The organism is Alkalibacillus silvisoli, assembly GCF_039521975.1.
Classification (GTDB): Bacteria; Bacillota; Bacilli; order Bacillales; family Alkalibacillaceae; genus Alkalibacillus; species Alkalibacillus silvisoli.
On record NZ_BAAACZ010000005.1, the window covers coordinates 1 to 14,561 of the forward strand.

The following is a 14,561-nucleotide window of genomic DNA, read 5'->3' on the forward strand; positions in this document are numbered from 1 at the left end:
CGCCAACGGCCGCCATCCAAAACCTCACTCTGAATTGTGTCTCTACCCCAACAAATATTGTAGAGCCAATTTTTTAAACAAAAAAAGAAGGCTCAGAACTTAATCTGAACCTTCTTAAAGTAATTTTTACCACCATACAATTGTTGTTAAAGCAAGGATTGTTAATGTTGCGGCAAAAATTCCTGAATAAATCATTGTAGCTGACCACTGATGCCCTTCTTCAGCCATATGCATAAAATAATACAATTGGAAAAGGACTTGAACACCAGCTAATATTAAAATAATTGGAACTGTAAACATTGCATCAACTTCAGCCATGACTAAGCCAAAAGCTAAAAGTGTAAAGGCAATCATCATCGCAAAAGTGACAACTTGATGCTTCATCTGCTCTTTATGCTTTTTCTTATAAAACTGCTTCTTCTCAGTTTGATTAGCGGAATTGGTGTTGTCTGCCATTGTTTAGCCCACCTTTCCCATCAAGTATACAACTGTAAAGATGAATACCCATACAACGTCAATGAAGTGCCAGTATAATGAAGCGATATAGAACTTCGGTGCGTTGTATAAGTTTAAACCACGTTTTGCATTACGTATCATTAACGAAATGATCCATACTAGACCAAACGCAACGTGAGCACCGTGGAAACCGACTAATGTGTAGAAGGCTGTAGAAAATGCTGACGTTGTAAATCCAAAACCATAATCATTCACGTAATGAACAAACTCATAGATCTCTAACCCTAAGAAGGCAAAACCTAACACGACTGTAATACCAAGCCAAAGTTGCATTTTCTTAAAGTCATTATTCTTCATATGATACATAGCATAAACGCTTGTTAATGAACTTGTTAATAGGATAACCGTCATTAAGAAAACTAATCCTAAACCAAAGATTTCCTGACCAGTTGGCCCATCAACAGTTGAGTTTCTTAATGCTAAATACGTACCGAATAAACTTGCGAATAAAACAGTTTCTCCGCCTAGGAAGAACCAGAAGCCCATAAACTTGTTACGGCCTTCAAGGGTGGCTCTTTCAGGGTTTTCTGGCAGATTACCTGATTTTAACACGTCTTCAGCCATTAGAACCATCCCCCTCTTCTTCTAATTCCTCTTTATGAACGTGATAACCGATGTCATCTTTTAATGAGCGATGTAGCATTGAGCCTGCTGTAATACCGAAACCAATTACAGCTAGAACCCACATAGCACCTTGATACATGACACCAAAGCCTGCGATAAATAAACCAAGAGAGATCATAAATGGTACAAATGATCTATTAGGCATGTGAATATCACCTAGTGGTTCTGCAGGTTTAATCTTACCATCGCCTTGCATTTTTTCTACCCATAAAGGATCTAAACCACGTACTAAAGGTTCTTGTTTAAAGTTATAGAATGGTGGAGGTGATGGAATTGCCCACTCTAAAGTTCTAGCATCCCAAGGGTCTGCTGATACTTTTTCACCTTTCATTTGAGTCATGACAACGTTAATTAAGAAAACAATTGTACCGAATGCCATACCAAATGCACCGATTGTACTAATTAAGTTAAATAGATCTAAACCTTGGTCCGATAAGAACTTCCAGTAACGGCGTGGCATACCCATTAAGCCTAAGAAATGCTGGAAGAAGAAAGTTAAATGGAAGCCAATAAAGAACAACCAGAAGAACCAATGGTTAAGCTTTTCATTTAACATCGTACCAAACATTTTCGGCCACCAGTAAATAATACCAGCGAAAATACCAAGTATCGTACCACCAACAATTACGTAGTGGAAGTGTGCTACTACGAAATACGTGTCGTGATATTGGAAGTCAGCTGCTGCTGCTCCTAACATAACACCTGTCATACCACCAATTGTGAAGGTAGGAATGAAACCTAGTGCAAAGACCATAGGTGATGTTAGTCTGATACTTCCACCCCACATAGTAAATAACCAGTTAAAAATCTTAATACCAGTAGGAACGGCAATGGCCATGGTGGCTACTGAGAATATTGAGTTCGCGATTGGGCCTAAACCTACTGTAAACATGTGGTGAGCCCAAACCATGAACCCTAAGAATGCGATTAAAATAGTCGCAAATACCATGGATGAATAACCAAACAGACGCTTCTTAGAGAATGTCGGAATAATTTCACTGAACACACCAAACGCAGGTAAAATTAAAATATATACCTCAGGGTGTCCAAAAATCCAGAATAAATGCTCCCAAATAATCACGTTACCGCCCATCTCTGGGTCGAAGAAGTTACCTTCGAATAAACGGTCAAATGTTAATAGGAATAAACCAACTGTTAAAGCTGGGAATGCAAATAAAATAAGTACACTTGCAATAAATGAAGTCCATGTAAACAATGGCATACGCATGTATGTCATACCAGGCGCACGCATGTTAATGACTGTTACTAAAAAGTTAATACCACCCATTAATGTACCGAAACCAGCAATTTGTAGACCAATTGCATAATAGTCTACTCCGTGGCTTTCAGAGAATAATGAGAGTGGTGCATATGCTGTCCATCCTACATCAGGTGCTCCTCCTGCAAACCATGAGATATTTAAGAAAATACCTCCAAATAAGAACAACCAGAAACCTAAAGAGTTAATGAATGGAAACGCAACATCGCGTGCTCCAATCTGTAGTGGCAACACAGCGTTCATTAGCGCAAAAATTAATGGCATAGCTGCAAGGAAGATCATCGTCGTTCCGTGCATGGTTAACACTTCATTGTAAAATTGCGCTGAGATAAATTCATTATCAGGTACAATTAGCTGGATACGAATTAACATCGCCTGTAGTCCGCCAAGGATAAAGAAAAACAATCCACCGATTAAATATAAGACCGCGATCTTTTTGTGGTCAACTGTCGTTAAATAATCCCATAAGACGGAGCCAAAGCCAGCTTTCTTATCTGCTGTCGTGCTCACGCTTGTAACCTCCCTTTATCATTAATAACTAAAATAATTACTCTTCTTCATCTTCGTCTTCTTCTACTTCATCAGACTCCTCTTCATCTTCTCCCTCTTCTTCTTCAGGGAATAGATCACTTAAATCAGAGTCAATATACACGCCATTGTCTGCACTTTCTGGCGTAACTTCACTTGGACTTAAAGTCATAAGATACTCAATAATATTATTGATTTCTTCTTCTTCTAAGTCATAAGGTGCACTAACCATCAAGTTACCTGGTTTCATTTCTTCACCTTTTGTATCAATCCACTCATAAAGATTTTCTTCTGTCATATCAAAGACACCTGCTAACTTATCACGATCAGCGAAGTTCGTTAAGTTAGGTCCAACCTTATTTGGTGATGAACCAATTGCGTGACAAGATAAGCAATTTTCTTCAAATGATTCTTGACCAGCTAGTGCTGTATCTGTTTCAGGCTCTTCTTCACCTGTAACACCTTGCATGTCTTCAACCCACTCTTCAAATTCACCCGGACTTACTGCTATTACTTTGAAGTCCATTAATGAGTGTGATGGACCACATAACTCAGCACATTTACCCCAATAAACGCCTTCTTCTTCTGCTTGAAGGAACATTTCATTACGGTTACCTGTAGGGTTTACGTCCATCTTACCTTGTATTGCTGGTACCCAGAATGAGTGAATAACATCATCTGAAATCATTGATAAGTTTACACGGCGATCAGTCGGGATATAGAGCTCTTGACTTGTCGTTATGTCTAAGTCTTCATATTCAAAATGCCACCAGTATTGTTTACCAGTAACATCAATCCATATTTGATCCATCTCTTCTCCCTCTTCATTCACTTCCGGACTCATATCCTCAAAAGCGAATGTATACTGAATTGTTGGCACCGCTAAGATTAATAGTAAAATAATTGGAATAACTGTCCATAAAGTCTCAAGTGCATGACTTCCTTCTACTTGCTTTGGAATGAAGTCTTCTTGTCCTTTCTTCTGACGGAACTTAATCACGACGTATATGTAGATCAGCATTACGACTACAAATACGAATAACATGATGACAAAACTTAAGATTATTAACTCTAATAACTTCGCAGCACCTTCTCCACTTGGTTGCAGTGTACTTAAGAATGGTTCACCACAACCAGAAAGGATTAGGGCCAATACAGTTAAAGCCATTACTGCCTTAAACCGACTTATCCAGCCTTTCATTTTGCTCGATACCTCTCTTTCTCTTTATTCATTGTTGTTATGCATTAAAGCATATTTATTCATAATTTAAGAAAAGGAAAACCTCTTCTTAATTGAATCACAGAAATGAAGGGATTGTTGCAACAACTAATCCGATAAAAAATAAAGTTAAATAGTTTAATGAGTAGATGAACATCCATTTAGCCCACCTGTCATCATTTTTCATAAAGAATCCATAGCCCGCTAAGATTAGCCAACCTATGTTTAACAATGTTGCAAACACAATAAACGCTGTTCCAAGTGAAAAGAAATAAAACGGTAATGGTAATAAACAGATTGTATATATGAACATCTGTCGTTTTGTGATGCCGTTTCCATGAACTGATGGTAACATCGGAATGTTAGCTTTTGAATATTCTTCTTTTTTCCTTATAGCTAACGCTAAAAAGTGTGGTGTTTGCCATAAGAACATTATTAAAAATAATATAAACGCAGCTGGATGTAAAGTACTCTCAACAGCTGCCCAGCCAATTAATGGTGGTGCAGCACCTGAAAAACTTCCAACTACTGTATTGATTGTATATTTTCTCTTAGACCACATTGTATACAAAACAACATAGAAAAACCAACCAATTACCCCAAATAATGCGGCTAATGGGGATGCAAAATATAATGTTATAAAACCAATAACAGAAAATGCAATACCTAAACCTATTATAACAGGTAACGGAATTGTACCTGTAATAGTTGGGCGTGATTTTGTTCTAGACATTTTAAAATCAATATCGCGATCATAGTAGTTGTTAATAACACAACCACCTGCGATTACTAATGCGGTTCCTAGCATAACTAAAATAAAGGATTGCCAATGGCTTAAAGGACTTTGATTAGTAAAGTATAATGCTAACCAAAAACCAGCAAAAGTAGTAATTAAATTTGAATTAATAATCCCTATTTTAATTAATGCAAGAAAGTCAGTCCATAACGTTTTTATATTAGTTTGAGGACTATCCACTATCTTTGATGTTGCCGTTTCTAAAGAGCGTGGTTCACTCATACTGTTCGACCTTCCTCTCAGCCTTATATAATCGAGTCAAAATTTGTTGAATGTTAAATTTAATTTACATAGATATTGTATCATGTAATTACCTACACATCTATTTAATCATATAAAAAGGCTAAAGTTGTGAAGAATATGTGAAAAATATGTGAGAAATATATTCAAAGATTAAATTAGCATATTTCGTCAATTTATGTAACTATTAAAAGAAGTCTTTTTAAGATTTTTCAATTGACAACAAATTGTTATAAATTTGTAACCAAATCTATTTTCTCTAACAGTTATTCTGTATTAAGATGTATACAGAAGCTTCTCAGGCAAAAGTGAGGTGTATTATTAAACAATGAAAAAAATATTCCATCCTAAAGTTACAGCTGTTGTCTCAGTAATTACTATGCTATTCGTTTTAGTTGGAGGAGCTATTGTGACTAAAACCGAATCAGGATTAGGTTGCGGAAGAAGCTGGCCTTTATGTCATGGTCAACTCATTCCTTCTGATATTAACATTGAGCTTATTATTGAGTACAGTCACCGAATAGTGTCTGGTTTAGCGATTATTATTATTCTTTTTCTATCTTATCAGGCATGGAAACATTTCCGACATGTTAAAGAAACAAAATTTCTTATTATCGTAACTTTAATATTTATCGTCATTCAATCGTTATTAGGTGCTGGGGCTGTTTTATTTGAACAATCTGATTTGTTTAAAGCCTTACACTTTGGAATTTCGTTAATCTCTTTCGCTTCAGTATTCTTGCTAGCTATCATTATCTTTAACTTGGATGAAAGGTTTAATACCGCAGCAGTGAACATACCAAAAAGTATAAGAATTCACTTTTATAGCTTGTTTGTCTACACTTTAATTGTAGTCTACACAGGTGCATTAGTTAGACATAAGCAATCTAGTTTAGTTTGTGGTGATTGGCCGTTCTGTTCGAATGACCAACCATTTGATATTGGCTCCTATTCAGTTGAACAGGCCGTTCAAATGGGGCATAGAGTATTAGCTGGTTTTCTATTTATTTGGGTAGTTGGCTTATTAATTTACATTTATAAAAACTATAAAAACGAGAAGTTCCTTGTAAATGGTTGGCTAATTGCGACACTTCTTATATTCTCTCAAGTCGTATTAGGAGCATTAATTATCTTTACAATTCTTAATCCGACTATAGCTCTAATGCATGCTATCATGATCTCATTATACTTTGCATTGTTGTGCTACTTTATTATGTTAGCATTGAGAGTCGCTAACAAAGAGAATTAATTACTATTATTTAACCGATAATTGTTCGCTTGAAATAACCCTCAGTTAATTGACTTGATCTGTCATTAGCTGGGGGTTATCTTATGTAATCAATTCAATCTAAATACCTAAAGCTGATCCGCAATAATAGAAAATCCGAACGAATCATCATCGTTGACTCGTTCGGATTTTTGCGCTTCAATACTGCTAATCAAAACGCCTCTTCTTTCGATCACTTCACTATTCAATTTCGATTAATAAATCACCTGTTTCTAATGCATCACCATCTCTTACGTGAATCTGTTTTACTTTTCCTTCAAATGGTGCTTGAATTGTTGTCTCCATTTTCATTGATTCAGTAATCATTAAGTGGTCATTCTTCTTAACTTGTTCTCCTTCTTTAACTAATACATTTACAACCGTACCTGGCATGGATGCCCCTATGTGGTTCTGGTTTTGTTCATCAGCTTTCACACGAGATGACGTCACATCTTGAACACTTTCATCTCTAACAACAACTTCTCTTGGCTGTCCATTTAGTTCAAAATAAACGACACGTGTACCATCTTTTTGGGCTTCACCAATTGAAACCAATTTCACCATTAATGTCTTACCTTGTTCTATTTCAACCGCAATTTCTTCACCTAACCTTAATCCATGCAAGAACGATGGTGTATCGAGTACGGATATATCACCATATTGCTCTACAAACTTTTGATAATCCATAAATACTTTTGGATATAATGCATAAGAAATAATCTCATAAGGTGTAACTTGACGTCCTAGTTGCTCATAAAGCTGTTCTTTTAACGCTTCGAAGTTGACAGGCTTCAACTCTTCACCTGGTCTATTATCAATCGCATGACGACCTTTTAATATAATTCTTTGTAATTCTTTCGGGAAGCCTTGATATGGTTGTCCAATGTAGCCTTGGAAAAATTCAACGACCGAATCTGGGAAATCTAATGACTCACCCTTTTCATAGACATCATCTACCGTTAAATTATTTTGCACCATAAACAACGCCATATCACCAACGATTTTAGAGGATGGTGTAACTTTAACGACATCACCAAACATATCATTAACCGTTCGATACATCTCTTTTACTTCATCCCATCGCTCACCTAAACCAACAGCTTTAGCTTGTTGCTGTAAGTTACTATATTGTCCACCAGGCATCTCATGGAAATAGACTTCCGGGTGAGGTGCATTTAAGCCACTTTCAAAATTACTATAATAATGACGGACATCTTCCCAATAACGTGCTAACTTATTATAAGAAGCAATATCAACTTGAGGTTGGCGCTTCGAATGTTCTAAAGCATAGTATAAACTATTGGCACTTGGTTGAGATGTGTTTCCAGCCATAGAACTAGCTGCAACATCCACTGCATCCACACCAGCTTCAACTGCCTTAGCATACATCATTATTCCGTTTCCACTCGTATCATGTGTGTGTAAATGAATGGGAATAGAGATCTCTTCTTTTAATGCTTTAATTAACTTAAAAGCTGCCTCTGGCTTAAGTAATCCAGCCATATCTTTAATACCCAAAATATGAGCACCACTAGCCTCTAATTCTTGAGCCATCTTTATATAATAATCTAAGTTATACTTATCACGTTTAGGATCTAAGATATCTCCTGTATAACATACTGAAGCTTCTGCAATCTTATTTTGTTTACGGACTGCTTTTATTGCAGGTTTCATTCCTTCAACCCAGTTCAAACTATCAAAAATTCTAAATACGTCGATCCCCGCTTCTGAACTCTTCTCAACAAAATCTTCAATAACATTATCAGGGTAATTTTTATAACCTACTGCATTACTTGCACGCAATAACATTTGGAATAATACATTTGGCATTTTTTCGCGTAACGTCTGTAGACGCTCCCAAGGATTTTCTTTTAGGAAACGGTATGAGACATCAAACGTTGCCCCGCCCCACATTTCAACTGAGAACAAGTTAGGTAATAATTTAGCTGTCGGTTCTGCAACTTGATATAGATCTTTAGAGCGAACGCGTGTAGCTAATAACGACTGATGGGCATCACGGAATGTTGTATCAGTTAATAACACTTCTTCCTGCTCTTTCAACCAATCCGCTACCGCTTCTGGTCCCAACTCATCAAGTATTTGCTTCGTCCCCTCTTCAAAAGAAAATTGGCGGAAGGCTTCTGGTAATCGCGGTTTTGGATAAAGAGGCTTCTTCTCAATCCCAGTAGCAGCAGGACTATTAACAGTTGTATAACCTAAGTAAGATAATAGCTTGGTTCCTCGGTCATGTCGTTTAGGAAAGACGAATAACTCAGGTGTTGAATCAATAAATGTCGTGTTATACGTTCCATTAATAAAGTCATTGTGTTGAATGACATTTTCTAAGAATGGAATGTTTGTTTTAATACCACGAATTCTAAATTCTTTTAAGTTACGAACCATTTTATTAGCTGCTTGTTCAAACGTTAAAGCCCAAGTTGATACTTTAACAAGTAAAGAATCATAATGAGGTGATATAACAGCACCTTGGAAACCATTACCTGCATCTAAACGAACGCCAAAGCCACCACCAGTACGGTAAGCCATGATTTTACCGGTATCAGGCATGAAATTATTTAATGGGTCTTCTGTTGTAACACGAGATTGAATCGCATAACCATGCGTTATTACATCAGCCTGTTTTGGAATTCCTACCTCAAAACTGCTGAGAGTATGACCCATCGCAATTCGAATTTGTGATTGGACAATATCGACACCTGTGATCATTTCAGTAATCGTGTGCTCTACTTGTACGCGTGGGTTAACTTCAATAAAGAAAAACTCATCGTCAGTGACTAGAAATTCAACTGTTCCGGCATTAACGTAATCAACCGATTCCATTAATTGAACAGCCGCCTCGCAAATCTCTTCACGCTGCTTTTCATCTAATGAAATACTTGGTGCAATTTCGACTACTTTTTGGTGGCGTCGTTGTACAGAGCAATCACGCTCGTATAAATGAACGATCTCTCCTTCATAATCTCCTAAAATTTGCACTTCAATATGTTTAGGGTTTTCAACTAGCTTCTCAACATAAACTTCATCATTACCAAAAGCCGCTTTAGCTTCTGACTTAGCACGTTCATAAGAGTCCTTTAGTGAACTACGAGAGCGAACAACTCTCATCCCTCGGCCACCGCCTCCTAAAGCAGCTTTAATCATTATTGGTAGTCCATGTTGATCGACAAATTGCTCGACTTCATCAATTGAGGATACCGGTCCGTCTGTTCCTGGTATAACCGGAATATTAGCGTTAATCGCTGCCTCACGCGCCCTTACTTTATCACCAAAAGTATTTAACATACCACTTGAAGGCCCGATAAAAGTAATGCCTTCTTCCTCACAACGTTTAGCAAACTCGATATTTTCAGACAAGAAGCCATAGCCAGGGTGGATTGCATCAACGTCTACTTCTTTTGCTAAATTAATTATCCCTTCAATATCTAAATAGGCATCAATCGGCTTCTTTCCTTGACCAATTAAGTATGATTCATCTGCTTTATAACGGTGGTAAGATCCTGTGTCTTCCTCAGAATAAATTGCCACAGTGCGAATATCCATTTCAGTACATGCACGAAAAACACGAATTGCGATTTCGCCACGATTAGCCACTAGTACTTTGTTAAAAGGTTTGATTTCTGCCATTTTAAAACCTCCATTTTTAGTCAGATTACATCCACAACATATTAATTCTACAAATTTATACTTCTTTTCTTGCAAATTATGAATCACAATTCATCTTTATCTGAATATTTACACATTACAATAAAATCCGACATTTGTCTATATGATTTCCTACTAAAAAAACCCAAACTAATGTTAACAACCATTAGTTTGAGTTTAAGTTAAGAAGACTTTTGTGCTTGTGCTGCTTCATGTAATGCACTAAGTTCACGTTCTAAGTTTTCCATGATTTCTTTACCTGTTTGTTCATTAATTAAATTTAAACGAACAGCAAAATTGATCTCACGAGATAGACCAAACATTTGTGTATCTAAAACCTCTTCATAAAGAGGACATTGAGGCATTGTCAAATTGTCCATTTGCACTTTAATTAATTGTAGTATCTTATCCGCATCTGCCTTTAAGAGGGCGACTGCTTGTTCGTTTTCTTCAAGTGCAATATTAGATGACATGAGAATTCCCCCTCACCTATTAATCCTATCTACATAATTATACTATCGTGTTCGGATACAAAATGCAAGAAATCTAGTTTTTTCTTTAATTTCTAGTCATTTAAAATATTGACCACTGCTTTTCTTGTGCTAACTTTTCTAACAGATGAATACCAACAACACTATTACCTTGATCATCTAATGCTGGACCAAAAATAGCCAGTCCACCTTCATTTTTCACAATCCCTATTATCGCACCTGAAACACCGCTTTTTGCCGGGATTCCAACGTTAATAGCAAACGTACCCGAAAAGTCATACATTCCACATGTAACCATAAATGTTTTACAAACCCGGGCAACTGTCGCTGGGATGATTGGGTTATTCGTATTGGGGTCGCGACCATCATTAGCAAATACAGCAGCAATCCTAGCCAACTGTTTAACATTCATTTGAATCGCACATTGCTTAGTATATACATCAAGTAATTCCTCGACACTTCCAGTTATAATCCCATTTTGTTTCATAAAATAAGCTAAAGAACGATTCAAAAAAGCAGTCTCAAATTCTGATTTAGCCACATCCTCATCATAAGTAATACTTTGATCATCACAAAGCCTTCTCACAAGCTCTAACATTTCGTTGACCATTTCATCTGAAGTACGGCCTCTAATCATATTTGTTACAGCCAAGGCTCCTGCATTAATCATTGGGTTTAAAGGAATTCCCGGTTCTTCTAATTCAAGTTTACGAATCGAGTAAAAAGGGTCACTTGATGGTTCCTTACCAACACGAGAAAAAACAGCACTCTCACCATGTTGTATTAAAGCTAAGGCTAAGGTTAATACTTTCGAAATACTTTGGATTGTAAAGGTATACTCAACTTGTCCTGCACTATTGCATTCGCTATCAAAAGAATAAAATGCCGCAGCACTTATTTCTGGTTGCTGATTAGCTAAAGCCGGTATATAGTCAGCTACCTTACCGTTGTTTGCGTATACCCGAACATGTTCTAACCAATAATTCAATTCTTTTTCAGAAATAATTGACATGAGAATCTCTCCTTAATGCATTAAACATTATTTTTCGATATAATCATACATGCAAGTTAAATTTTTGACTAATGTTAGTCTTATTTCCAAGAAAGAGGTGCAACGTCATGATCGTACAAATTCAAGGCAATGTTGGATTTTCTATAACATTAGATCCAACTGTTTGGATATTTGATGACCGTAAAATTGAACTTGAACAAGCATTTTATGATGGTGATCAAGAACAACAAAGGAATGAAGAACAAGATGTCTGGGACCGTAATGAGTATCAACAGAAATTAAGACCTCCTGTCAACCAAAGTGTCACGCGTTATAACAGGAAAAAAGTATTAGAAAATAGTTATGTGATGCCAATTCATCATTTTCTCAAAAATGCTGAACCTAACCATGATGCGAATGAGGCAATCTTACATACAGCTAATGGTGATTACACGATTACATTTGAACAATTAGAACAATCGTATTTATTATTCTCAATTGATGGTAAACCATTAACAGAAAATGGACCAGTTCATGTCATCTTTAACGATGGATCTAATAAAGATGCGCCCTTCACAGGTGTTGAACATATTTCAATTGTTTAATTAACTATATTTACTAATTATAAAAACTCCTTTTAACTGCAAAATAAGGTAAAAAGGAGTTTTCTTCTATGCGATACAACTTATTAACGACTACCGTTTTAACGGTGATATTATTAGTAGGATGTGGCCAAGGTGGAGGCCAAGGGCAAAACACTCAAAACCTAAACAATGACATTAATGAGGATCACATTATTCAAGTACGTGATTCAGAAATTGAACAAAACCGTGATCATACTAATACAGAAGCAGCGCAACGTCTATCTAGAATAGCTTCAGATGTAAATGAAGTTAATCGCGCAACAGCTGTTGTTTTTGGTGCTTATACAATCGTTGGAATCGATGTAACCGATGATTTAGACCGTTCACGCGTTGGCAGTGTCAAATATACAGTAGCAGAAGCGATAAAAGATGATCCCTATGGTCATTATGCATTTGTCATTGCAGATGGAGATGTCGTGGCAAGGCTAAACGAAATTAACAGAGGGATCCAAGATGGTCAAGCAAGTCATGTCATTGTAAATGAAATTGCTAATTTAATTGGGCGTTATATCCCTGAAACACCACCAACTGACCAAAGACCAGCTGCGCCATATGAGGAACAAATTGAAAATGAGCAACAGCGACAAGAAGAAGAATATGATACAGACATTGACCCAGAAGATATTGAGGCAAATTAATTTCACTCAAAAAACACTCGAAAGCTCCCAAAAGCGAACCTTTTGGGAGCTTTTTATGTTCTTGTTGTGTTTCAACTCTTCAAAGCGAATTTTCATGATTGGTCAGCTTTTACTTCATTATAATATTGAACACCAAATTGTGAACCCTCAGCTACCATTTCTGAATTCTTAATGTCATCTAATTCTGGATTACCAGCTTCTTCAATTGGTAAGTTTGTCTTGGGATTAGAACCATTAGTCCATTGTTTTGCCTTATTAACAATCCTATCTCTTCTATTTTCATCAATTAAAACATATGAAGTTAAAGCAGCACCTAAAGCGATGACTGATGAAAAGACTAACTTTTTAGCCATATTGAACCCTCCATTTTAATTACTAAATTCAATTCTTATTAATGTCATTCCCTCAGTGTACAAATTCAAACATCACTTAACTATAAACATTTAAAACATGTTACAATAACAGCAATATTAAAACTTTAGCATTTAAAAGTCGAGGTGAAAGTATTGCGCGCCAAATGTATTCTATGTGATCAAGTCGATAAAATCGAACCTTTCTCATTATTAGCGAAACAATTACGTAAAAAACGCAAATTGTCTTACTTATGTGATGATTGTTCTGAACGAATTACCCAGCAAACAAATGAACGGAAAAAAGATGGGAACTTCAACCTATATAAAGAAGAAAAAACAGAAGATTATATACGTTAAAAGAGGCTATCTAGAACATAGTAATGAAGAGTTGTTAAATTAAGAACAATTAGAAAGATGAGCAGCTACTAGGGCGAAATTAAAATGCGATGACACCTGATTAGTGAAAACGCCTCGTCCTCAAGCACCACTGACTGATACTAGCACGTCCAGGTCGCCTTAAATCGTGGCGTGTTGATGTAGCGGTGACGAAACACAAAAATCCGAACGAAATCATTTATAATGAATCGTTCGGATTTTCTAATTTTTTACCTCTTAATTTAAGAGTATCCACCAACATACTTCTATTCCGCTTCTTTTTCATTTCTTTCACGGTGTAACCTAAATCGATAAATTCCTAACACTAACGAAATAATGATTAACACTTCTACAATTGGTAATGAGAAAATCGCGAATAAAATTAGTAAGAAACAACCTAAAATGAGAAGTATGTAAACAATTAATGATTTTAATAAGGGTAATTGTTTTGCAAATCCAAGCTTATATGTGAGCACTGCGAAAACAGCAATAGTTAAAAATAATAACCAAAATCCAGCATCTCCACCTATATCAACTAAAAAGTACTTTTCAATCGGAGCAAAACTAAAATGCTGTTCAGCCGCTTGTACTGATTCTCTATCCATAACCTACCTCCTTTAATAAACCGTCTATCCTTCATTATCATACTAAAACAAAAAAAATAACGCCATATATAAAATGAATGTTTTCAAAATTTGTCACATCATGTACACTTAAACTATTGAGGTGAAGAAAGATGAAACATGAAATTAAAATGCTCTTACTCGCAATAGCCGTCGTATCATGCTTTATTGCAGCAGCAATTGTGATTAGTTATCGTAGCTATGGACTATTTACTCTACTCCTCTTTGCAGGATTTGCTTTAATGGGCTTCGGATTTAAATTAAAGAATAATTATCAAAAACAAAGCGATGATAATTAAAGAAATTAAGCGCAA

General features: G+C 36.2%; 15 protein-coding genes. 5 read left to right on the forward strand and 10 right to left on the reverse strand.

What is annotated here, in order from left to right:
- Positions 1-126: 126 nt before the first annotated feature.
- From ctaF to cyoE, 5 genes are all read right to left on the reverse strand, one after another.
- Positions 127-456 (reverse strand): cytochrome c oxidase subunit IVB, encoded by a 330-nt coding sequence (gene ctaF / locus ABDZ63_RS02205; protein WP_343781481.1) that lies wholly within the window; start codon positions 454-456, stop codon positions 127-129.
- 3 nt (positions 457-459) lie between these two features.
- Positions 460-1,080: a cytochrome (ubi)quinol oxidase subunit III gene (locus tag ABDZ63_RS02210; protein ID WP_343781483.1), complete on the reverse strand. Its 621-nt coding sequence runs from the start codon at positions 1,078-1,080 to the stop codon at positions 460-462.
- Positions 1,073-2,929: a cytochrome c oxidase subunit I gene (gene ctaD / locus ABDZ63_RS02215; protein ID WP_343781485.1), complete on the reverse strand. Its 1,857-nt coding sequence runs from the start codon at positions 2,927-2,929 to the stop codon at positions 1,073-1,075. Before ctaD ends, ABDZ63_RS02210 begins: the two co-directional genes overlap by 8 nt.
- A 37-nt stretch (positions 2,930-2,966) precedes the next feature.
- Positions 2,967-4,148 (reverse strand): cytochrome c oxidase subunit II, encoded by a 1,182-nt coding sequence (gene coxB / locus ABDZ63_RS02220; RefSeq protein ID WP_343781487.1) that lies wholly within the window; start codon positions 4,146-4,148, stop codon positions 2,967-2,969.
- Between the two features lie 97 nt (positions 4,149-4,245).
- Complete coding sequence (gene cyoE / locus ABDZ63_RS02225; protein WP_343781488.1) at positions 4,246-5,184, reverse strand: heme o synthase; 939 nt, start codon at positions 5,182-5,184, stop codon at positions 4,246-4,248.
- 346 nt (positions 5,185-5,530) lie between these two features.
- Here cyoE and ABDZ63_RS02230 point away from each other — a divergent pair, with 346 nt between their 5' ends.
- Positions 5,531-6,451 carry a COX15/CtaA family protein gene (locus tag ABDZ63_RS02230; protein ID WP_343781489.1) on the forward strand — a complete coding sequence of 307 codons (921 nt, stop codon included), beginning with the start codon at positions 5,531-5,533 and terminating at the stop codon, positions 6,449-6,451.
- A 219-nt stretch (positions 6,452-6,670) separates the two neighbouring features.
- Here ABDZ63_RS02230 and pyc read toward each other — a convergent pair whose 3' ends face one another.
- From pyc to glsA, 3 genes are all read right to left on the reverse strand, one after another.
- A complete protein-coding gene (gene pyc, locus ABDZ63_RS02235) occupies positions 6,671-10,114 on the reverse strand; it encodes a pyruvate carboxylase (RefSeq protein WP_343781490.1) in 3,444 nt (1,147 codons plus the stop codon).
- Between the two features lie 200 nt (positions 10,115-10,314).
- On the reverse strand, positions 10,315-10,605 hold the full coding sequence (locus ABDZ63_RS02240) for an Fpa/YlaN family protein (protein WP_343781491.1): 291 nt from the start codon (positions 10,603-10,605) through the stop codon (positions 10,315-10,317).
- A 100-nt stretch (positions 10,606-10,705) separates the two neighbouring features.
- Positions 10,706-11,635, reverse strand: coding sequence for a glutaminase A (glsA, locus tag ABDZ63_RS02245; protein ID WP_343781492.1), 930 nt, complete (start codon positions 11,633-11,635; stop codon positions 10,706-10,708).
- Positions 11,636-11,742: 107 nt separating this feature from the next.
- Here glsA and ABDZ63_RS02250 point away from each other — a divergent pair, with 107 nt between their 5' ends.
- Positions 11,743-12,219, forward strand: a complete 477-nt coding sequence (locus tag ABDZ63_RS02250) for a hypothetical protein (RefSeq protein ID WP_343781493.1) — start codon at positions 11,743-11,745, stop codon at positions 12,217-12,219.
- 68 nt (positions 12,220-12,287) lie between these two features.
- Positions 12,288-12,896: a YhcN/YlaJ family sporulation lipoprotein gene (locus ABDZ63_RS02255; RefSeq protein WP_343781494.1), complete on the forward strand. Its 609-nt coding sequence runs from the start codon at positions 12,288-12,290 to the stop codon at positions 12,894-12,896.
- 92 nt (positions 12,897-12,988) lie between these two features.
- On the opposite strand, the gene ABDZ63_RS02260 is transcribed toward ABDZ63_RS02255, so the two are convergent.
- Positions 12,989-13,249: a hypothetical protein gene (locus ABDZ63_RS02260; protein WP_343781495.1), complete on the reverse strand. Its 261-nt coding sequence runs from the start codon at positions 13,247-13,249 to the stop codon at positions 12,989-12,991.
- Positions 13,250-13,393: 144 nt separating this feature from the next.
- Here ABDZ63_RS02260 and ABDZ63_RS02265 point away from each other — a divergent pair, with 144 nt between their 5' ends.
- The gene (locus ABDZ63_RS02265) at positions 13,394-13,606 is read left to right on the forward strand and encodes a YlaI family protein (RefSeq protein WP_343781496.1); all 213 of its coding nucleotides are present in this window, start codon (positions 13,394-13,396) and stop codon (positions 13,604-13,606) included.
- Positions 13,607-13,890: 284 nt separating this feature from the next.
- Here ABDZ63_RS02265 and ABDZ63_RS02270 read toward each other — a convergent pair whose 3' ends face one another.
- Complete coding sequence (locus ABDZ63_RS02270; RefSeq protein ID WP_343781498.1) at positions 13,891-14,229, reverse strand: YlaH-like family protein; 339 nt, start codon at positions 14,227-14,229, stop codon at positions 13,891-13,893.
- A 131-nt stretch (positions 14,230-14,360) separates the two neighbouring features.
- Between ABDZ63_RS02270 and ABDZ63_RS02275 the strand changes: the two genes are divergently transcribed.
- The gene (locus ABDZ63_RS02275) at positions 14,361-14,546 is read left to right on the forward strand and encodes a DUF5325 family protein (RefSeq protein ID WP_343781499.1); all 186 of its coding nucleotides are present in this window, start codon (positions 14,361-14,363) and stop codon (positions 14,544-14,546) included.
- Positions 14,547-14,561 lie beyond the last annotated feature (15 nt).